This window comes from Pseudomonas sp. KCJK9111 (assembly GCF_046231935.1).
GTDB lineage: Bacteria > Pseudomonadota > Gammaproteobacteria > Pseudomonadales > Pseudomonadaceae > Aquipseudomonas > Aquipseudomonas parafulva_B.
In genome coordinates this window covers 131,059-150,331 of the sequence record NZ_JBJJMO010000005.1, presented here as the reverse complement: position 1 = coordinate 150,331, position 19,273 = coordinate 131,059, and the positions used below count along the sequence as shown (strand labels likewise).

The window sequence follows — 19,273 nt, the reverse complement described above, 5'->3', positions numbered from 1 at the left end:
GATCAAGATCAAGATCAAGATCAAGATCAAGATCAAGATCAAGATCAAGATCAAGATCAAGATCAAGATCAAGATCAAGATCAAGATCAAGATCAAGATCAAGATCAAGATCAACAGAAGCACAAACAGAAACAGTAACCTGTTTTAACTTTGAGTAGAGGTGTCTGGTTACGCTTAATAGTTATATTCGGAACAGTTTTCACGATATCTGCTGACGTATATAGCACTTAAGTGCAACATTGCCGGGGCGCCTGACAGGCCGCAATGGGTTGCGAGACAGCGCCGGCAATCTATGCTGCGACGCTAAATTCCTGGGGCCGCGCCACAGTCCACCGTTGCTCTTCGTACCGGGAAAACCCCGACAGCCACCTTGTCAGTCCTCAAGCCACTGCGGGCTATTGAAATTATTCAACCGGCAATCCTCTTCAGCGCAATCCACCGCCGCCACGGGCGAGCCGAGTAAGGCTCTCTGCAAACTGCGCTCCCCAGCGTTCCAGGCTTGCTCAAGCAGTGGCAGGATGGCGCGGGGCAGCACGCTGAACATCGGTTGCCAATACCCACCTTGGCGGACCATGGCGGCACTGTTGGCCGTCAAAGCGGCGCGCCGCAGGTCGTTGACTAACATCTGATCGATCCGTGGCGCATCGCACGCGAGCACCACCACCCATCCGTGCCGCGCTACCGCCAGCCCGGCAAGCACGCCAGCCAGTGGGCCAGGGAAGCCGGCCTCGGTATCACTCACGCATTGCTCGGCGTACCGCTGGTACACCTGCTGATTGCGATTGCACGAAACGATCAGGTCATCACTGAGCCCCCGAACCACCGCATGAACGTGGGCAATCAGAGGACGGCCTTGCCAGTCGATCAGCCCTTTGTCACGGCCACCCATGCGTTGGCCACGGCCACCGGCGAGCATGAGGACAGAGCAAGGGGGCAGGGTAGCAGGCATGAAAAAGGGTTCCGGGCAGTCAATGCCCGAAACCCTCCCACTTCACGCTCCGCTTGTCCAGTCAGTGACTGCGCGTGGCTGGCTCGTGGCCAGGCTCCAGTGGTCGTCGGCGCCCGGACAAACGCATCACCACGACGAAGAACACCGGTACGAAGACCACCGCCAGTGTGGCACTCAACATACCGCCAATGACCCCCGTACCGATGGCCTGCTGGCTTGCCGAGCTGGCACCGGTGGCGATGGCCAGCGGCACCACCCCAAGGATGAACGCCAGAGACGTCATTACGATGGGCCGCAGACGCAGGCGGGCAGCCTCGAGTGCAGCCTGGGTGGCATCCATGCCCTGGTCCACCAGGCTTTTGGCGAACTCGATGATCAGGATGGCGTTCTTTGCCGAAAGCCCGATCAAGGTGATCAAGCCCACCTTGAAGAACACGTCGTTGGGCATGCCGCGCAGTGTGACCGCCAGCACCGCACCCAGAATGCCCAGGGGCACCACCAGCAGCACCGCAGTGGGGATCGACCAGCTTTCATACAATGCCGCCAGGCACAGGAACACCACCAGCAGCGACAGGGCCATGAGTACCGGCGCCTGGCTGCCCGAAAGCCTTTCCTGCAGCGACAATCCGGTCCATTCCAGCCCTACGCCGGGCGGCAGCTGCGCCACGATTCGCTCGATCTCGGCCATGGCCTGACCGGAGCTTTGTCCGGCTGCCGGCTCACCCGAAATGGACACCGCTGGGTAACCGTTGTAACGCGTCAACTGGACTGGACCGCTGACCCATCGGGGCTGGACGAAGGCGCCAAGCGGCACCATCTTGCCGGCGCTGTTGCGCACGTGAATCTTCAGCAAGTCTTCCACCTGGCTGCGCTGATCGCCCTCAGCTTGTACCACCACCCGCTGCATGCGGCCTTGGTTTGGAAAGTCATTGACGTAGCTCGAACCCACGGCTACGTCCAGCACCGAGCCGATATCGGCGAACGAGACCCCCAGCGCATTGGCCTGACGGCGGTCGATCTCCAGCTCCACTTGCGGGCTTTCGGCCAGGGACGCCTCGCGCACGTTGGTCAGTAGCGGGCTCTTGCTCGCCTTGGCCAGCAGCTCGTCACGTGCAGCCATGAGTTGGGCATGACCCAGCCCACCCCGGTCCTGCAGGCGGAACTCGAAGCCGGTGGACTCGCCCAGGCCGTCAATCGGCGGCGGCAGTACGGCGAAGGCGATGGCGTCCTTGAGCTGTGTGAATGCCATGTTCGCGCGATCGGCAATGGACTGGGCACTGTCATCGGCGCCACGTTCGGACCAGTCCTTCAGGGTCGTGAAGGCCAGCGCCGCATTTTGGCCACTGCCGGAGAAACTGAAACCCAGAATTACCGTGGTATTGCCCACGCCAGCTTCACCGCCGTTGTGCGCTTCGATCTGAGCCGCCACCTGCTCGGTCCGCATGCGGCTAGCGCCTGGCGGCAGTTGGATATCGGTGATGGTGTAACCCTGATCTTCGGTGGGCAGAAAGGCAGTGGGCAACTGACTGAAGCCGTAGCCCAACACGCCCAGCAGCACAGCGTACACCAGCAGGTAGATCCCGCTGCGGCGAAGTGCTTGGGACACCCAGCCCTCATAGCCCTTGCTCATGCCCTCGAAGCGCCGATTGAACCAGCCGAAGAAACCGCCGCGCTGATGATGCTCGCCTTGGTTCACAGGCTTGAGCAACGTCGCGCACAGCGCCGGCGTCAGGCTCAGGGCAAGGAAGGCCGAGAACAGAATGGAAACTGCCATGGACACCGAAAACTGCTGGTAGATCACGCCGACCGAGCCCTTCATGAAGGCCATGGGCAGGAACACGGCTACCAGCACCAGTGTGATGCCGATGATCGCCCCGCTGATCTGGCCCATGGCCTTGCGTGTGGCTTCCCGTGGCGCCAGGCCTTCTTCAGCCATGATTCGCTCAACGTTCTCGACCACCACAATGGCGTCATCCACCAGAATGCCAATGGCCAGAACCATGCCGAACAGGGTCAGCACGTTGACCGAAAAGCCCAGTAACAGCATCACGCCGAACGTACCCATCAGCGCCACGGGCACCACGAGTGTGGGAATCAAGGTATAACGCAGGTTCTGCAGGAACAGGAACATCACCGCGAACACCAGCACCATCGCTTCGAACAGCGTGCTGATGACCTGCTGTATGGAGACCTTGACGAACGGCGAGGTGTCGTAGGGAATATCGTACTTCACATCCTCCGGGAAGTAGCGTGCCAGGTCCTTCATCTTGGCGCGCACCAGTGTGGCCGTCTCCATGGCGTTGGCACCCGGGGCCAGCTGCACGCTGAATGCGGTGGCCGGCTTGCCATTCAGGCGCGTGCCGTACTGATACTCCTGGGCACCGATTTCTACCCGTGCTACATCACCGATGGTCACCACCGAGCCGTCGGTATTGGCCCGCAGTACAATGGCGGCAAACGCTTCTGGTGTGGTCAGTTGGCCCTTGACCACCACGTTGGCGGTGATCTCCTGGGTAGCGGGGCTGGGCAGGTCGCCGATGCTGCCGGGCGCTACCTGCGCATTCTGGGCGGTGATGGCTTCGGCCACATCGTTGGGAGTGAGGTTCAGGCCGACCAGCTTGGCTGGGTCGATCCAGATGCGCATGGCGCGCTCGGAGCCATACAGCTGCGCCTTGCCGACCCCCTTGATGCGCCGGATCTCGTTCATTACGTTGCGCGCCAGGATGTCGGACAACGCGGTCTCGTCGAATTTGCCATCCTCGGAGGTGAGCGTGCCCAGCAGCAGGAAGCCAGTGGACACCTTTTCCACCTGCAACCCTTGTTGGGTAACCGGGCGTGGCAGGCGCGACTCGACCACTTTCAAGCGGTTCTGCACGTCGACCTGGGCCAGGTCGGGCACGGTGCCCGGCTCGAAGGTGGCGGTGATGGTGGCGCTGCCCAGGCTGCTCTGCGACTCGAAGTACAGCAGGTTGTCGGCGCCGTTGAGCTCCTGCTCGATCAGGCTGACCACGCTTTCATCCATGGTTGCCGCCGAGGCGCCAGGGTATACGGCGTAGATCTCTACCTGCGGTGGCGCGACATTGGGGTACTGCGCCACAGGCAACTGAGGAATGGCCAGGGCGCCAGCCAGCAGGATGAACAGGGCCACCACCCAAGCGAAAATAGGGCGGTCAATGAAGAATTGCGGCATCGATCAAGCCCTCACTGGCCGGTGTGCTGGGTGACGGAGGTGGCCTGGGGCGCGGGTTCGATCTGCACGCGTTCGCCTGCCTTGGCATGTTGCAGGCCTTCGACCACCACCTGGTCACCGGCAGCCAGGCCGTCGCGCACTACCCAGCGGTCGCCTTGTACGCTGCCCAGGACCACCTGCCGTTCGCTGACCTGCGACTGAGCATCCACGACCAGCACCTTCGGCACGCCTGCACTGTCACGCAGGATCGCCCGTTGCGGGACACTCAGGCCTTGCGCTTGCACGGCCTGGGCCAGGCGCACGCGCACATAGCTGCCTGGCAGCAAGTCGTGATTGGGGTTGGGGAACTCGCTGCGCAGGGTGATCTGATTGGTCGAAGGGTCGACCTGGATGTCGGAAAACAGCAGCTTGCCGGGCAGCGGGTAGGCACTGCCGTCGTCCTCGATCAAGGTGACCTTGGCCTGGTCTGCGTCGACCCGTTGGAGCTGGCCGGCACGCAAGGCCTTGCGCAGCGCCGTGATCTCACGGGTTGACTGGGTGACGTCGACATGAATGGGGTCCAGTTGCTCGATGGTCGCCAGCGGCGTGGCTTCGTTCTGCCCGACCAATGCGCCCTCGGTCACCTGGGCGCGGCCAATGCGGCCAGCGATGGGGGCGGTGACGGTGGCGTATCCCAGGTTCAGACGGGCTCGTTGTACGGCTGCCTTGGCCTCGGCCACCGCTGCGTTGGCTTGCAGCAGGCTGGCCTTGGCGTTGTCGTATTCCTGGCCGCTGACGGCCTTGTCGTTGACCAGCTCTCGGTAACGCTGCTCTTGCAGGCGAGCCTGATAACGGGTGGCGTCGGCTCTGGCCAGTGCCGCCTGAGCGCTGTCCAGGTCGGCCTTGAAGGGTGCCGGATCGATCTGGAACAACACATCGCCCTGCTTGACGTCGCTACCTTCGCGGTAGACCCGTTTGAGCACCACGCCGGCCACCCGAGCCCGCACCTGAGCGGTACGCGGCGCTAGAATGCGGCCGTTGAGCTCGCTGGTAATGGCCAACGGTTGCAGTTGCAGCGTCTCGACGCGCACATGCGGGACCGGGGCTTGCTGTTCGGGTTCGTCGCTAGCGCTACAGCCGCCAAGGCTCGAGCCTACAAGCGCCAGAAGCGCCATGCGGCGCAGGGTAACAGTGAGTGTGTCGGACATTGGGATCTTCCGCTGATGATCTGCGCTATGCTACGGCACCCGGGTCATGATTGGCTGTTAACAGCTGTACGGGGAGTGTGAAAAAGTGTGAAACGATGGGTTGTGCACCGTGATGTTTCTATAAGCTTGGGTCACTTTAACGCAGCGCTCACCTGGCCATGCCGAGCCGCAGTGCTGCAAGTCCCTATATCTGCCTGCCAAGCGACCCATGCCCACTATACTTCTGGTCGAAGACGACAGCGCCCTAGCCGAGCTGATCGCCAGTTACCTGCAACGCAACGAATTCGTGGTCCGGGTCATCGCCCGGGGTGACCACGTGCTGGACGAATATCGCCGGGACAAACCCGACCTGGTGATTCTCGACCTGATGCTCCCAGGCCTGGACGGCCTGCAGGTGTGTCGCCAATTGCGTCAGCAGTCCCAATGCCTGCCGATCCTGATGCTCACCGCCCGCGATGACAGCCATGACCAGGTGCTGGGGCTGGAAATGGGTGCTGACGACTACGTCACCAAGCCGTGCGAGCCACGGGTGTTGCTGGCACGGGTGCGCACCTTGCTGCGCCGCAGCGGTAACGAACCCAGGCTGGACCATGACCTGATCGTGGTGGGTGGGTTGTGCATCGACCTGGCCGAGCGCACCGTCACCTGGCGCGGCGAGCCTGTCGACCTGTCGGCCGGGGAATTCAACCTGCTGGTCGTGCTGGCGCGCAATGCCGGGGTGGTGCTCAATCGCGACCGCATTCTTCAACAGCTGCGCGGTATCGAGTTCAACGGCACTGACCGTTCGGTGGACGTGGCCATTTCCAAACTGCGTCGCAAGTTCGACGACAACGCAGGCGAAGCACGCAAGATCAAGACGGTCTGGGGCAAAGGCTATCTGTTCAGCCGTGTCGAGTGGGAGTAAGCCGCGATGTTCAAGATCCTGGTGCGGCTGTATCTGCTGATCATCGTGGCCTATGCCGGAGCCTTGCTGTTCATACCCGACACCATCGTGGGGCTGTTTCAGGAACGCTTCATGGCCTACAACCTCAGCCAGACCAAAGGTGTGCAGGCGCTGATCGTGCGTCAGTTTCACCAGGCGCCCCAGTCCCAGTGGCCTACCGTAGCGCAGGCGCTTGCCGACGATTTTGCGCCCTTGCAGGTACGGCTGCTGCGTATTGACCAGGCCGGCTTGGATGAAACGGAGCGCGCGCGACTGGCACAGGGGGAGTCGGCAGTGCGCCTGGCCCAATGGGGCTACTACGAAACCCTGCTGGCGCCATTGGACAGCCATTGGCTGGTACGCCTGGATTCGCCGCCCGATCCTTTGGACATCAACGTCCTGTCCTGGGGCGTGACGGTGTTGATCGGGGCCGCGATGCTCGGTTGCCTGTTGCTCTGGGTATGGCCGCACTGGCGTGACTTGGAGCGCTTGAAGGAAACCGCCCGGCGCCTGGGCCAAGGGCAGATGTCCGAACGCACGCATATCTCGGCGCATTCGAACATTGGCGAACTGGCCAGGGTGTTCGACACCATGGCAAGCGACCTTGAACGCCATGTCAATCAGCAGCGCGAGTTGCTCAATGCCGTGTCCCACGAGCTGCGCACGCCTCTGACGCGCCTGGATTTCGGTTTGGTGCTGCTATTTGACGAAGTGCCGCCGGCCAGCCGCAAGCGTTTGCTGGAGCTGGTCGGGCATGTGCGAGAGCTGGACGAATTGGTGTTGGAGTTGCTGTCCTACAGCCGTTTGTACAATGCCGACCAGGCGCGCGAGCGGGTGGAGGTGTCGTTGCTCGAGCTGGTGGACAGCGTGCTAGGCAGCTTTGCCGAGGAGTTGGACGGGCGTGGTATCCAGTGGGAGGTGCATGCCGACGCCGAGTTGCCACGCTTCGTGCTCGACCCGCGCCTGACGGCCCGAGCGGTGCAGAACCTGGTGCGCAATGCCATGCGCTACTGCGAGCAGCGCCTGGTGCTGCGCTTGCGCCTGGAGCCCGACGGGGCATGCCTGCTGACGGTGGAAGATGACGGCATCGGCATCCCCGTCGAGGAGCGTGAGCGAATCTTCCAGCCGTTCTATCGCCTGGACCGCAGCCGTGACCGCAGCACGGGTGGGTTCGGCTTGGGGTTGGCAATCAGCAGGCGGGCCATTGAGGGGCAGGGCGGGACCTTGACAGTCGCACAGTCCCCATTGGGCGGAGCGCAGTTCCGTATTCGCTTGCCCGCCGGGAAGGTGACCTGATGCCTGGTAATAAGCCTCTTCTTTTAACCGGCGGGATCTTGTAGCGTGTCGGGTCGTCATTCAGGGAGCTGAACATGCAAGGCAAGGCCCGCAAGATCGTCCAGGCCATTCTCTACGAGGCCATCGCCGTGGCGTGCGTCGCTCCCGCCCTGGAACTGGCGTTCGGGGCGGGGATGGCGCAGTCCACCGTGCTGTCGGTACTGATGTCAGGCGTCGCGATGAGCTGGAACATGCTCTACAACTGGGTGTTCGAGCGCTGGGAGGCGCGCCAGCCTCAGCGCAAGCGCACACTATTGCGCCGCTTGCTGCATGCGCTTGGCTTCGAGGGAGGCCTGGTGGTGATCCTGCTGCCGCTGGTGGCTTATTGGTTGCAAGTCAGCCTGCTGGCAGCGCTTTTGACCAATCTGGCCCTGTTCGTCTTCTTCTTCGTCTACGCCTTCGTATTCCAGTGGGGCTTCGACAAGGTTTTCGACGTGCCGTTGTCGGCGCAGCAGGCCAAGTGTTGACCCGCGGCCAGGCCTTGGGCTAACGTTCTGCGCATGAACCGCTATCAGCCTGCCTTCGCCAGCATTATTACCGCCATCATTGGATTGGCGGGCTAGCGCGAGCATGCACCGAACCCGCCCTGGAGGCGGGTTTTTTCATCTGACTCCTGGGCACCGTTAACCGGCCAAGGAGTCGACGATGTCCAACCTGTGTTCCGCCCCTCGAGCAATCACCCCTCAGCAACTGCTGTCCGAGCAGGTTCGGCGTATCTTGGCCGCGCCAGTCTATGACCTGGCCATCGAAACGCCGCTGCAAGAGGCCGCAGGGTTGTCCGATAGGCTGGGTAATCGGGTACTGCTCAAACGCGAAGACCTGCAACCCACATTCTCATTCAAGATCCGTGGGGCTTATACGCGACTATCGAGGTTGACGACCTGCCAGCGTCAGGCCGGCGTAGTGACCGCTTCGGCGGGCAATCACGCTCAGGGCGTGGCCATGGCCGCCGCGCACCTGGGCATGACGGCCACGATCGTCATGCCGTCCACGACGCCTTCGCTCAAAGTACAGGGCGTGCGCGCCCGCGGGGGACGGGTGGTGCTGCACGGTGACAGCTTCCCCCATGCCCTGGCCCATGCCTTGAAGCTGGCCGACCTGGAAGGAGCCACATTCGTGCCACCTTTCGATGACCCGGATGTGATCGCGGGTCAAGGCACGGTCGGCATGGAGATTCTTCGGCAGTGCCCTGGGCCGCTGCATGCCGTTTTCGTGCCGGTTGGCGGGGGTGGCTTGATTGCCGGAATCGCAGCCTATATCAAATACCTGCGCCCCGAAGGCAAGGTGATCGGGGTGGAACCGGAAGATGCCAACTGCCTGCAAGCCGCCCTGCGAGCTGGCGAGCGGGTGGTGCTCCCGCATGTGGGCACCTTCGCCGATGGGGTGGCCGTGGCCCAGGTGGGCGCCCACTGCTTCGAGCTATGCCAGCATTTTGTGGACGAGGTGCTGACGGTCAGCAGCGACGCGCTGTGTGCCGCGATCAAGGACATCTACGATGACACCCGCTCGATCACCGAGCCGTCGGGCGCTCTGGCAGTTGCCGGCATGAAGCAGTACGTGGACCGCGAGGGTATTGGCGGGCAGACACTGGTGGCTATCGATTCAGGGGCCAACATCAACTTCGATCGGTTGAGGCATGTGGCAGAGCGCGCCGAACTGGGTGAACAGCGCGAAGCGGTGATTGCGGTGACCATCCCTGATCAGCCCGGTAGCTTCCGGGCGTTCTGCCAAGCATTGGGCAAGCGCCAAGTCACGGAATTCAACTACCGCTGCCAGCCGGGCAAACCTGCGCGTCTGTTTGTTGGAGTGCAAACGCACCCCGTGCAGGACCCGCGCGATCAGCTTTTGAGCGGTTTAACAGCACACGGCTATGACGTTGTGGACCTGACTGACAACGAACTGGCCAAGCTGCACGTGCGCCACACCGTGGGTGGGCCTTTGGCGCCTGGCAGTCACGAGCAGGTGCTGCGTTTCGAGTTTCCAGAGCGCCCCGGGGCACTGCTGGCGTTTCTGGAGCGCCTGGGCCAGCGCTGGAACATCAGCCTGTTCCATTACCGCAACCACGGTGCAGCCCACGCTCGGGTGTTCGCTGCGCTGCAAGTGCCTGCCGATGAGCGTGCCGGGTTATTCGTGGCGCTCGACCAGATGGAGTATCGCTACTGGGACGAAACGGATAACCCGGCTTATCGCCTGTTTCTCGGCTGAGGCGGCGGTTCATCGCTCGCGCATGAAGAAACCGGCCACGAACTTGCGGAAGGTTTCAGGGCTCTTGAAGTCGGCATACCGTTTGAAGTTCTCGGTATCCGGCTCGGGCCCGATGGGTTGTTCAAGCAGCGATATGGACAGAACACGGTCTTGGTCGGACGTCATCACCAGTTCATCCATGAGCTGCCCGCCAACCACCGGGCGGCGCATCTGCACCTTGACGCCCTTGCTGGCCATCCAGTCCACCAGCGATACCAATGCCTTGAGCGGTTCGCGCTCTTCATCGCGATAGACCGGAAACAGATGGCCCCGCGACAGCACCGGTACGCTGGCCACGTGGATCAGCTCAAAGAAGTGACTGCCGGGAGTCGTAGGTGAATAGAGTGCCAGCGTCAGCAGCGGGCCGCTGGTGCGCTGACCACCCCAGTACAGATGGTGGCCCTGGAAATCGAAACCGTCTTCGCTTCGGTAGTGAAAGACCTTGCGGCCCTTGATCTGGTCGATGCAGTCGAGCAGTAGCCCATGACGCCGGTGATTGCCAAAGATCGTGGCCTCACGCAGACGTGCCTTGAGCATCATCATGTGCTTCATGTCCAGGCGCGTTTCCAGGTAGTTGCTGGCCGGTACCCGTTCCACCAGCGGATAGCGACTGGCCACAGCACGCAGTTGAGCGAATTGCCCGGTCAGGTCCTGCTTCAAATGCGTGGCGTAAAGGTTCAGGCCGCTGGTCTCGATCCACGTCAGCAACAAGGCCAGCAACCGCTGTTGTTCGCGGCGCTCACCTGGCCCGTTAGTGCTTGTGCTTGCGCCCGTGCGAAAATCGCCGATCAGCCGCAGCGGCGTATCGGGGGGCAGCCAGGCCACCGGCTGGACAGGTGCCTGTGCACGCTCGGCCGCTTCCTGTTCATCCTTGGTAAAGGGGCAGCCTGGGGCATGTTCGGCCGTGCCAGGGTTGTTCTTGAGAAACAACGTACCGGTGTTGCCATTGAGGGTGACATTGAGCACAGGCAGGGCATCGGTGCGGCAATCGCAGGCCAGCCACTGGTTAGCGTTGCGCACCTTCATCAGCATCTGGTTGGCCTGCAGCAGGCGGGGCCCGGTCAAGCCGCCGGTGGCGAAGTCCACCAGCAGCGCGTCTTCGGCGGGCGTCAGGCTGCGCACCTGGGCGGCGGTCTTGTCGATGATACGCATTGAGCGGCTCCGTGCTATGAGCTTCAAGCTTCCAGCAAAGCGGTGCCGCTTTCAACCGTCAGAAGGTGTAGTCGGTGGTCAGGAAACTCGACCGCCGATTGCGGATGATGTCACTGAACAAGGCCTTGTTGTCGTCCTCAAAGCGCGTGGCCACAAGTGTGCGTATGGAAAAGACCCTCAAGGCATCGTGCACCGAAAGAGTACCCTCGGCGCTGTTCTTGCGGCCATTGAACGGATAGGTGTCCGGGCCTCGCTGGCATTGGGTATTGATGTTGATGCGACCGACCTGGTTGGCGAAGATGTCGATCAGGCTGCCGACGGTGGCAGGGTCGCTGCCGAACAGGCTCAGCTGCTGGCCATAGTCCGAGTCCAGCACGTAGTCGATGACCGTCTGCAGATTGCGGAAAGGGACGATCGGCACAACCGGCCCGAACTGTTCTTCCTGGTACACGCGCATCTGCGCCGACACCGGATACAACAGGGCTGGATAGAAGAACGAACCCCGGCTGCGCCCCCCGTGTTCGTTAATCACCCGTGCTCCCTTGTCAGTCGCATCGTGCACCAGGCCGTCCAGGTAATCGATCTTGCCGGGTTCGGGCAGCGGTGTCAGGGCGACGCCAGGCTGCCAAGGCATGCCCGGCTTGAGTGTGGCGAGCTTGCGCGTGAGCTTGTCGAGAAATGCATCGACCACATCTTCATGGACGAACAGAATCTTCAGCGCCGTGCAACGCTGGCCGTTGAACGACAACGCGCCGGTCAGGGCCTGCTCGACGGCGTTGTCCAGATCGACCTGGGGCAGCACGATGCCTGGGTTCTTTGCGTCCAGGCCCAGTGCTGCGCGCAGCCGATGGGGCCGTGGGTGCAGCTTCTTGAGATCGCTGGCAGCCTTGTGGGTGCCGATGAAGGCGAAGACGTCTACCTTGCCGCTGGCCATCACTGCGCTGACGGTCTCGCGGCCCTTGCCGTAGATGACATTGATGACACCAGGCGGGAAGCTGTCGCGGAAGGCTTCGAGCAGCGGACGGATCAGCAGCACGCCAAACTTGGCGGGCTTGAACACCACGGTGTTGCCCATGATCAAGGCCGGAATCAGGGTGGTGAAGGTTTCGTTGAGGGGGTAGTTGTACGGACCCATGCACAGCGCCACGCCCAAAGGCGCGCGGCGTATCTGACCCAGGGTGCCCTGCTCGAGCTCGAAGCGGCTGGAGCGTCTGTCCAAGTCCTTGAGGGCATTGATGGTTTCATTGATGTAGTCGCAGGTACGGTCGAATTCCTTCTCCGAATCCGCGAGGTTCTTGCCGATTTCCCACATCAGTAGCTTGACCACGGCCTGACGCTGCTCGCGCATGCGCGCCAGGAACGCTTCCACATGGCCAATGCGCTCTGCCACCCGCATGTTCGGCCATGCTCCGCGCCCCTTGTCATAGGCTTTAACTGCAGCGTCCAGTGCGGTCATGGCCGTGTCGGCGTCGAGCAGCGGAGCGTGGCCCAGCACCACTTGTTGCTCCTGGCCGTTTTCCTTGAGCCAAACAGGGCTACGGACGGTGGCCAACGGCCCGTCCCAATGGCGCAGTTCACCGCCCACAAGGTAGTCACGTTGTTCAAGCGGAGCCCCCAGTTGCCACGCTTGAGGTACGTCGGCGGCGTTGGGGTAAAGGTTGTCGAGCAAGGATTCCATGAAACTGCACCTCACAGTGGCCGAGAAGGGTCTAGCACAGTGAAACGGTTCAGCGACGAGCATGCGCCTGACCCGGTCAGAATACCAGCGCACAGCAAGCGCTTTAGCAGTGCGCCGGTCGCCCGGCGCGTGATCATGGTGTCACAGGTCGAGCTCGAATAGACCCTCTGCAGGTTGTTCCAACAGGGCTTGCCGGCCTGGCCCTGCATTATCGATCACGGCCAACCGACGCCAGAACTCCCGGCGCGCTCGCTCGGGGTAGGTGAGGAACGGCTCAGCTTCCAGCAGCGCCCTGAGGTCGCGCCGGTATTGCAATGGCAAGCGGCGCCACAGCGCAAATTCAGGTGGGCCGGCCTGTTCGAAGAAGTCGGTGTAGTCGGCCTCATTCACCAACAGGTCCACGTCGTGGATTTCGTTGTACGCTTCGATCTGGCTCAGTATCGGCCCTGCCAGCCATCTACTTTCCATAGACAGCGGGTCGGCTACCTGGACGGGCAGGGCGAAGCCGTCGGGTAGCTGCACGAACTGGTTATCCGTCAGGTCGACGGTGAGCGGCTCCGTCAATTGCGCTAACCCCTGTGGCAACTCGGTCAGCGAGCATCCCGACAGGAACAGCGATCTGATACCGGGATGCAGGCGCAGGTCGGGCGCGACCAGCAGCGGGTTTTCACTCAGATCGAGTACAGCCAGGCCGGGGTAAAGTTGCAGGGTGGTCTGGTCCGTAGCGTCCCAGGTGATGCGGTTGCGGTCCACATCCAGCCAACGCAGGCGCTGGCCGAAGGCCAGGCGAGGCAGGTGGTCGAAGCGACAGTCGCTGACAAGTAAGCGCCTGAGGTTCGGGAATCGCTGATGAAAGGCCGCAGGCAGCTGACTGAGTGCGGGGTTCCCGCGAAGAGACAGGTGCTCGATGTGATTGAAATCATCCGTCAGTGGCAAGCTGGCCAAGTCTTCATGCGTCAGGTCCAGCTCGGAGAGTTCCAGGCTGTATAGACGACCACCGCCATCGAGCACCGTGCGCGAAACCCGTCGCCAGGCATTGATGACGGGGCGCACGGCAAGGTGGCGCTGATGTGGGCGCAGGGGGTTGGGGGCGGCCCATCGGGCCAGATCACGACGCAAGTTCTCAAGACGGGCTTGCAGGTCGCGCAAGCGCTGGGTGGGAGTGCTTATGTCATGCAGGTTGTCCTCGTCCTCCCCTTCATTGAGCCAGTCGGCAAACTCTGCGTCGGTCGCAGTGGGATAAAGACGCCGGTAGGCCGCGCTCAACGAGCTGGTCTGGCGTGGCGCTGCCGGCAGTGGCTCAAGCGGCTGCCCGCCACGCAACCAGCCTCGTGTGGCCAGGCGCTGGCTACGCTGCCCATGAAGCGTGGGTGCGAGGGTGGCACGGTTTGCCTTGGCCCATGTCATCACCCGGTGGCGAAGATAGGCGCCATCTGTATGTTCGATACCCAGCAGGTCGCGACGGGCGCGAGGCAGTGCCTGTTCGATGGCCTGGCAAATATCGAAACTTACCATGCCAGGCGCGGGGCGCTCTCCAAGGAATCCTTCATAGCCTTGGCTTGATTTGATCACACGAACGAGCTGGCCTACACCGGTATGAGCCAGGATCGGGCCGTCAGGGTTGCCGACGCGCAATTCCAGACGTATATCGGTGGGCCAGCCCGGCATGGCATCAAGTGCGCTGAATAGCAGACGCTCGGTGTCGGCGTTGGCCAGCGCCGGCTGGACCAGTCCCTCCAGCGCCCGCACCAGGGGTAGCTCGCTGTGCACCTGTTCGATCGACTGGCGAATGCTGGCAGGCAGTGTCCCTTCCTGCTCCCAGGTCAGCGCTTGGCCAGCCTCCAACCGGCCCAGCAGTTGCCTGGCCAACGGTGGCGTGAGACGCGGGTAGGTCGAAAGCAAGCGGTCCAGGCCAGGGGCGTGCGGGGTGCTTGGGCTGTAGCGCTGCTCGAACCACTGCAACGCGTCTTGTGCATCCATTGAAGGGCGTTCGGCGCTAATGCGCAGTCGCTGCAGAACATCCAGCAGCAACGGCGGCGCCGGTTGCCCGCGAAGGTGCAGGTCTCGCAGGCTGTCGGCGTCAATGCCAGTCACATCGCACGCTTGCTGGATGTGCACTGCTGTAAATGCCTCGAACGGCTCACCCAGGCGCTTTACCAGCTTTGCCAACGGCCAATCGTCTGGCTGCTCGTGCTGGGCACGCCAGGCGCCTTGACCATTGTGCTCAAGGGGCGGCTGCCAGGCATCTGCCTGCTCGGGGTGGACAATCTGCCAACGCGACAGTGAGGGCTCCAGGCGCTGCTCATAGAGGTGTCCGTCCATCTTGATGAAGTATCGGCCGTCATGCAGGTACTGGCCCAGCGCGTTGGGCCGCAACTGCGTTGGCAGCATTTCATTGGAACGGTAGGGGGCCAAGTCCTGGTTCCAGAGCCTGAATGTGCCATCGCTGCCACGTACCTCTTGCAGGGTCGTACCCCGCAGTTTGCCGAACAGTCGTGGCAACGCGTGTCCTGCTGCGGCGAAACCGCCTAGCAACGCCAGGTTGATCCCAACCGATTCGATGTGCTCTAGCGCCAGATGACGATCGCCGGCTTCCCAGGCTTCATAACCTTCGAACGCTTCGCCCAGGAGCTGGCAAGCAGTGACGGCCAACATGAAGGTGCCCACCGCAGGTACGAAAAAGCTGGCGATGTTGAGCAGGTCCCAGCCGCGACTTTCCCACGTCGCCAGACGTTGGGCCCTGGCATTGGCGTCGAACTGTGCGGTGGGAACGGCGAGCAGACTGGCTTCGTGCTGCAGACGTGCCCAGTGTCGGGCATAGCAGTCGCTAAATGGATCCCCCTCGATGAGTTGACGGGCCGGGCGCAGGTCAGCGCCCACGGCGCGTTCCCAGGGGCTATCGAGTGGAGTATTGCCAGTCGCGTCCAGGTTTTGCTGCAACATATCGAAGAAGTGGCCGCGTTGGTCTTGGGCTACATACCCTGCGAACGCTTCACGCGCTAGTGGCTCGAGCAGCAAGATGGCCAGCGCTTCATGCACGGCTGCCAGGTCCTTGCAGCTACGCAATGCAGGTTCGTGGCTGGGCAGGTACACACCTAGGCCGGCCTGGCCCAGGTCGATCAGCATGACTTCGTACAGGACGGTGCCGAACAGACTCAGCCGCCAGCATGGCAAAGGCTCGCCCTGCAACAGGCGGTCAAGGTCATCGCGGGCGCTGCCGCTGATCAAGTGCCTAAGCACGGCCAGATCCGCCGCCATCTGTAGGCGAGCTTTGAACACTTGCAACATGTGCGTTTTTACCGCCGGGCTGTCGAAATACCTTTGCAGATGAGCCTGGTAGGCACTTCCCAAATCCAGCGCTCGCATCATGACAGCGAAAGCGGCTGGTGTGAGGGGCAACGGCGTTACTTGATAGCGCTCCGAGTCAATGGGAAATTGCGCAGCCGGCACTTGCATGCCAATCGGCGCGGTGCCTGTCACCGTGACGGGCGTGATGTGAATATCCTTGCTCAGCGCGATTGCACTCTGGGAAGAGAAAACCTCATCCTCGGCAAAGTTCTGCAGTGCAGCCCTTACGATGTTTTCCCGTTCGTGGCTATAGACATAGCGCAGGCCGACCCATCGCCAGGTTTGCTCAACGCGCAGCAACTCGCAGGCTTTCAAATCCACATTCAAACCTTGCGCCTGCAAGCCCTGCTGCACGGCACGCTCTGCGAATTCTGCAACTTGTTCCAGACCGCGCATCGCTCGACCCAGCGCTGCCTGCGCGTTGATCAATCGCCGATGACTGGCGGCAACAGTTTCCCTCAGATCCGGTGGGGCATTGCAGAACCAGTCTTGGGTTTCCCAAGGGGGTTGTTGCGTGTGCTTGAGGGCCTGCCATTGACGCGCGGTGGCCCGTGCAGCCCAATGTGGCAAAGTTGTCGGTGACACTGAGTTGCTTTCAGACATGTGGCGCGAGCTCCTTTTGTTGAGGCGCTATCACACGTCACGGAGTATTTGATGCGGTGGTACTCGGTTATTGCCAGGCGCTATAACTCATAGCTTGGCCCAATCGGGACCAGGCTGCGCCGTGGATTATTGGCGCCATAAAACATATGGCTTTTATAGAGGCTCGCTACTTGCCAAACACTTTGATAGCACCTTAAATTGTTACTGAATATGAAATCTCAAGTAATGCAATGCCCTATTAATCAATAGGTTAGCAGTGCTTCGGCTTTTTTATATGTCTGCAAGAACGTAAAACCTACAGTGGACGTTGAACCTGATGAAACAGACGCTCTGGGCAGTGGCTCGTCGCTCACTGTCACCCTCCCAGCGATATCGGTTACGGCACTTGGCAACCCAGGCACGTGAGATTGCCGCCCGTGCCTGTGTCTGGCGCTGGGAAATCAGTCGGTTTCGCCTGCAACACGAAAGTGCCCATGACATCCTTTATGTGGGCCGCAAACAGCAACGCGACATGGCAAAGTTGCTGATGAGCGGACTGTCCAGCCCCCTATCTTCAGTGATCAGCCCTGTACCAAACGCCCGACGTCCAGTGGTGATGGTTAGCGAAGTTCCTACCGCAGGTGCTCTGACGGTGCCTCACTACGTGAGTGCCGTCGTGCCATTGGGGCGCCCCCTAGAAGACATAACCGCGCGCTATGACAGCGAGTTGCGCCGCAGCATTCGCAAACACCGGCCCCTTTATCAGATGCGCCAGGCGGTGTCTGACGAGGACATCGAGATGGCGGACCGGGAGTTCTTGCGCCCCTATGCCACAGCCCGCAAGGGCCTTCTTGCGTCGCAAATACCGACCGATGAAGTCTTCAGGATCGCCAGGCAGGTCGGCAGGCTCGACCTCATTGTCCAGGGTGATCACGTGATCGGTTGTCACCTGGGTTGTGAAGTGGTTCGCGACGGCAAGCGCTACTGGAGCACTTTGCGTTTCGGCTATTGCGAAGCGGTGTTCTCCGATGCCAAGCGTCTGCGTGAAGTCAACTCGATTACGACTTACATGGCGCTGGAGTGGGCGCTTGGGCAGGGCTTCGATTACTACGACATTGGCCTGTGTCTGGCGCGGCCCGACGACGGGCTGTTGAGGTGGAAGCGTCGCAGAGGCGGCGACATCGACTCGCTGGGCAACCATGCCCACCTCTTCGTGCGCCTGCCCAAATCCGGCATCGCCCACTTTCTATGGGAGACGCCATTGTTCGCAGTCGAAAGTGACAAGCTTACGCTGCACCTTGGCGTGCCTGACGGCGCGAGCGAGCAGGCGCTGGCCAGCCGTTATCACGAAATGGTCTTTGGCGGGCTCAGCAAGATCTATTTGTATGGTGCCGCGGGGGCGGGCGATCAGCTGGTCACGGCGCTCAAGCAGCGGTATGCAGGCCTGCCATCAGCGCCGGCAATGGAGATCATCACCTGTACCTGAGTGCGGTACAGGCAACGCACGGGCCAAGCGGCCACCTTAATCGACAATTTCGCGTGGAGACGTTCAATGGCAGGTGATAGCTTGCAGCCCAGCACTTTGCCCGCGACCCCGTCGTCGCGCTCATGGACCCTGGCTGCTTATCAGTACATGTTGCGAAAGCGCCTGCTCAGGCAGGCCTCGCCAGATATCAGGAGCATTGCCGAGCGTTCGTGGGACATTGCGCCGGGTGAAATGTCCATTACCCCGCCCGCGATATTTTTGCCAGGCCAGCTCGAGCGCGTCACGGGCTGGGAAGGCAAGCGGTTCTATCCCTTCGTGCACCCGCGCTCGACCATGGAAGGCGGCATCCGGACCGCGCATGGGCCGACCCGCGGCTATTTGTGCAGGGACGTGTGGTTGATCGACGGCGCGTTGTACAAGGGCAAGGCTGCCCAGTGGCTGTCGCACCGGCATAGCGCGTTTGCGCCCCTGAGCGTTGAGCATGAGATCGATCGCGGGGCCATCTACTGCACGCATAACGGCAATGCGTGGTTCGGCACCTGGTTGATGGAGGATTGCCCGACCTACGCGCTGGCCTGCAACGAGGGCATGCCCGTCACCACCGCGCCCTCCGTGAAATACCCGATCTTCGCCCAGGCCCCTGCCTATGAAGCATGGCTTGGCATGCAGCCGCATCGCCTGCGCACGGCGTTCTTCCGCGAACTGGTGCTGTTCGATGACCAGAGCAATAACCGTGACCGTCATGCCCGGTATCGGGCAATGGGCGACAAGCTTCGTGCGCATGTGGCCCACGCCTCGCACCCAGGCGTATTTCTGCTGCGCGGCGGCGATGGCGACCTGCGCTTGCTGCGCAACGAACTGGCACTGGCTGAACACTTGCGCGTCACCCGGGGGTTTCGCGTCGTCGATCCGTTGAAAAGCGACGTGCCTTCGATCGTCGCAGCCTGCGCCGGGGCGCATGTGGTCATCGGAGTGGAGGGGAGCCAATTGGTTCACGGCGTGAACGTGCTGGAGGCGGGCGGGTGCCTGCTGACCCTGCAGCCGCCGAACCGCTTCGTCAGCTACTACAAGTACCTCACCGACCGTGACCATCAGCACTTCGGTTTCGTGGTTGGCTTGCCCGACGGGGACGGCTTTCGTATCGACATCCAGGAAGTGGAGCGAACGCTGGACCTGTTCCCGTCTCCGGCGGTGTAGTAT

At 61.8% G+C, this 19,273-nt stretch carries 12 protein-coding genes; 6 read left to right on the top strand and 6 right to left on the bottom strand.

What is annotated here, in order from left to right; translation table 11 throughout:
- Positions 1–373: 373 nt before the first annotated feature.
- The 3 genes from mobA to ACK59L_RS04165 all read right to left on the bottom strand — a co-directional run bounded on the left by mobA (position 374) and on the right by ACK59L_RS04165 (position 5,326).
- Entirely contained in the window at positions 374–949 is a 576-nt protein-coding gene (gene mobA / locus ACK59L_RS04175; protein WP_409272058.1) for a molybdenum cofactor guanylyltransferase MobA, read from the bottom strand.
- Positions 950–1,010: 61 nt separating this feature from the next.
- A complete protein-coding gene (locus ACK59L_RS04170) occupies positions 1,011–4,139 on the bottom strand; it encodes a multidrug efflux RND transporter permease subunit (protein WP_409272056.1) in 3,129 nt (1,042 codons plus the stop codon).
- Positions 4,140–4,150: 11 nt separating this feature from the next.
- Positions 4,151–5,326, bottom strand: a complete 1,176-nt coding sequence (locus ACK59L_RS04165) for an efflux RND transporter periplasmic adaptor subunit (protein ID WP_409272054.1) — start codon at positions 5,324–5,326, stop codon at positions 4,151–4,153.
- Between the two features lie 208 nt (positions 5,327–5,534).
- Here ACK59L_RS04165 and ACK59L_RS04160 point away from each other — a divergent pair, with 208 nt between their 5' ends.
- The 4 genes from ACK59L_RS04160 (at position 5,535) to ilvA (ending at position 9,788) form a co-directional block, all read left to right on the top strand.
- A complete protein-coding gene (locus ACK59L_RS04160; protein ID WP_058605030.1) occupies positions 5,535–6,230 on the top strand; it encodes a response regulator transcription factor in 696 nt (231 codons plus the stop codon).
- A 6-nt stretch (positions 6,231–6,236) separates the two neighbouring features.
- Entirely contained in the window at positions 6,237–7,544 is a 1,308-nt protein-coding gene (locus tag ACK59L_RS04155; RefSeq protein ID WP_409272052.1) for an ATP-binding protein, read from the top strand.
- A gap of 74 nt (positions 7,545–7,618) precedes the next feature.
- The gene (locus tag ACK59L_RS04150; protein ID WP_058637770.1) at positions 7,619–8,050 is read left to right on the top strand and encodes a PACE efflux transporter; all 432 of its coding nucleotides are present in this window, start codon (positions 7,619–7,621) and stop codon (positions 8,048–8,050) included.
- Positions 8,051–8,228: 178 nt separating this feature from the next.
- Positions 8,229–9,788, top strand: coding sequence for a threonine ammonia-lyase, biosynthetic (gene ilvA / locus ACK59L_RS04145; RefSeq protein ID WP_409272050.1), 1,560 nt, complete (start codon positions 8,229–8,231; stop codon positions 9,786–9,788).
- A gap of 9 nt (positions 9,789–9,797) precedes the next feature.
- Here the strand turns inward: ilvA and ACK59L_RS04140 are convergent, their stop codons facing one another.
- From ACK59L_RS04140 to ACK59L_RS04130, 3 genes are all read right to left on the bottom strand, one after another.
- A complete protein-coding gene (locus ACK59L_RS04140; RefSeq protein ID WP_409272048.1) occupies positions 9,798–10,979 on the bottom strand; it encodes a hypothetical protein in 1,182 nt (393 codons plus the stop codon).
- A 58-nt stretch (positions 10,980–11,037) separates the two neighbouring features.
- Complete coding sequence (locus ACK59L_RS04135) at positions 11,038–12,657, bottom strand: NADP-dependent glyceraldehyde-3-phosphate dehydrogenase (protein ID WP_409272046.1); 1,620 nt, start codon at positions 12,655–12,657, stop codon at positions 11,038–11,040.
- Positions 12,658–12,798: 141 nt separating this feature from the next.
- Entirely contained in the window at positions 12,799–16,608 is a 3,810-nt protein-coding gene (locus ACK59L_RS04130; protein WP_409272044.1) for a dermonecrotic toxin domain-containing protein, read from the bottom strand.
- A gap of 316 nt (positions 16,609–16,924) precedes the next feature.
- Here ACK59L_RS04130 and ACK59L_RS04125 point away from each other — a divergent pair, with 316 nt between their 5' ends.
- Both ACK59L_RS04125 and ACK59L_RS04120 read left to right on the top strand, forming a co-directional pair.
- Complete coding sequence (locus tag ACK59L_RS04125) at positions 16,925–18,073, top strand: hypothetical protein (protein WP_409272043.1); 1,149 nt, start codon at positions 16,925–16,927, stop codon at positions 18,071–18,073.
- 66 nt (positions 18,074–18,139) lie between these two features.
- Positions 18,140–19,270: a glycosyltransferase 61 family protein gene (locus tag ACK59L_RS04120; protein WP_409272041.1), complete on the top strand. Its 1,131-nt coding sequence runs from the start codon at positions 18,140–18,142 to the stop codon at positions 19,268–19,270.
- Positions 19,271–19,273 lie beyond the last annotated feature (3 nt).

Bases quoted from the DNA above. Each gene is read 5' to 3' on its own strand.
- ACK59L_RS04170 (WP_409272056.1), bottom strand. From the start codon at position 4,139: ATGCCGCAATTCTTCATTGACCGCCCTATTTTCGCTTGGGTGGTGGCC.
- ACK59L_RS04165 (WP_409272054.1), bottom strand. From the start codon at position 5,326: ATGTCCGACACACTCACTGTTACCCTGCGCCGCATGGCGCTTCTGGCG.
- ACK59L_RS04150 (WP_058637770.1), top strand. From the start codon at position 7,619: ATGCAAGGCAAGGCCCGCAAGATCGTCCAGGCCATTCTCTACGAGGCC.
- ACK59L_RS04130 (WP_409272044.1), bottom strand. From the start codon at position 16,608: ATGTCTGAAAGCAACTCAGTGTCACCGACAACTTTGCCACATTGGGCT.
- ACK59L_RS04155 (WP_409272052.1), top strand. From the start codon at position 6,237: ATGTTCAAGATCCTGGTGCGGCTGTATCTGCTGATCATCGTGGCCTAT.
- mobA (WP_409272058.1), bottom strand. From the start codon at position 949: ATGCCTGCTACCCTGCCCCCTTGCTCTGTCCTCATGCTCGCCGGTGGC.
- ilvA (WP_409272050.1), top strand. From the start codon at position 8,229: ATGTCCAACCTGTGTTCCGCCCCTCGAGCAATCACCCCTCAGCAACTG.
- ACK59L_RS04125 (WP_409272043.1), top strand. From the start codon at position 16,925: ATGAAACAGACGCTCTGGGCAGTGGCTCGTCGCTCACTGTCACCCTCC.
- ACK59L_RS04135 (WP_409272046.1), bottom strand. From the start codon at position 12,657: ATGGAATCCTTGCTCGACAACCTTTACCCCAACGCCGCCGACGTACCT.
- ACK59L_RS04160 (WP_058605030.1), top strand. From the start codon at position 5,535: ATGCCCACTATACTTCTGGTCGAAGACGACAGCGCCCTAGCCGAGCTG.
- ACK59L_RS04140 (WP_409272048.1), bottom strand. From the start codon at position 10,979: ATGCGTATCATCGACAAGACCGCCGCCCAGGTGCGCAGCCTGACGCCC.
- ACK59L_RS04120 (WP_409272041.1), top strand. From the start codon at position 18,140: ATGGCAGGTGATAGCTTGCAGCCCAGCACTTTGCCCGCGACCCCGTCG.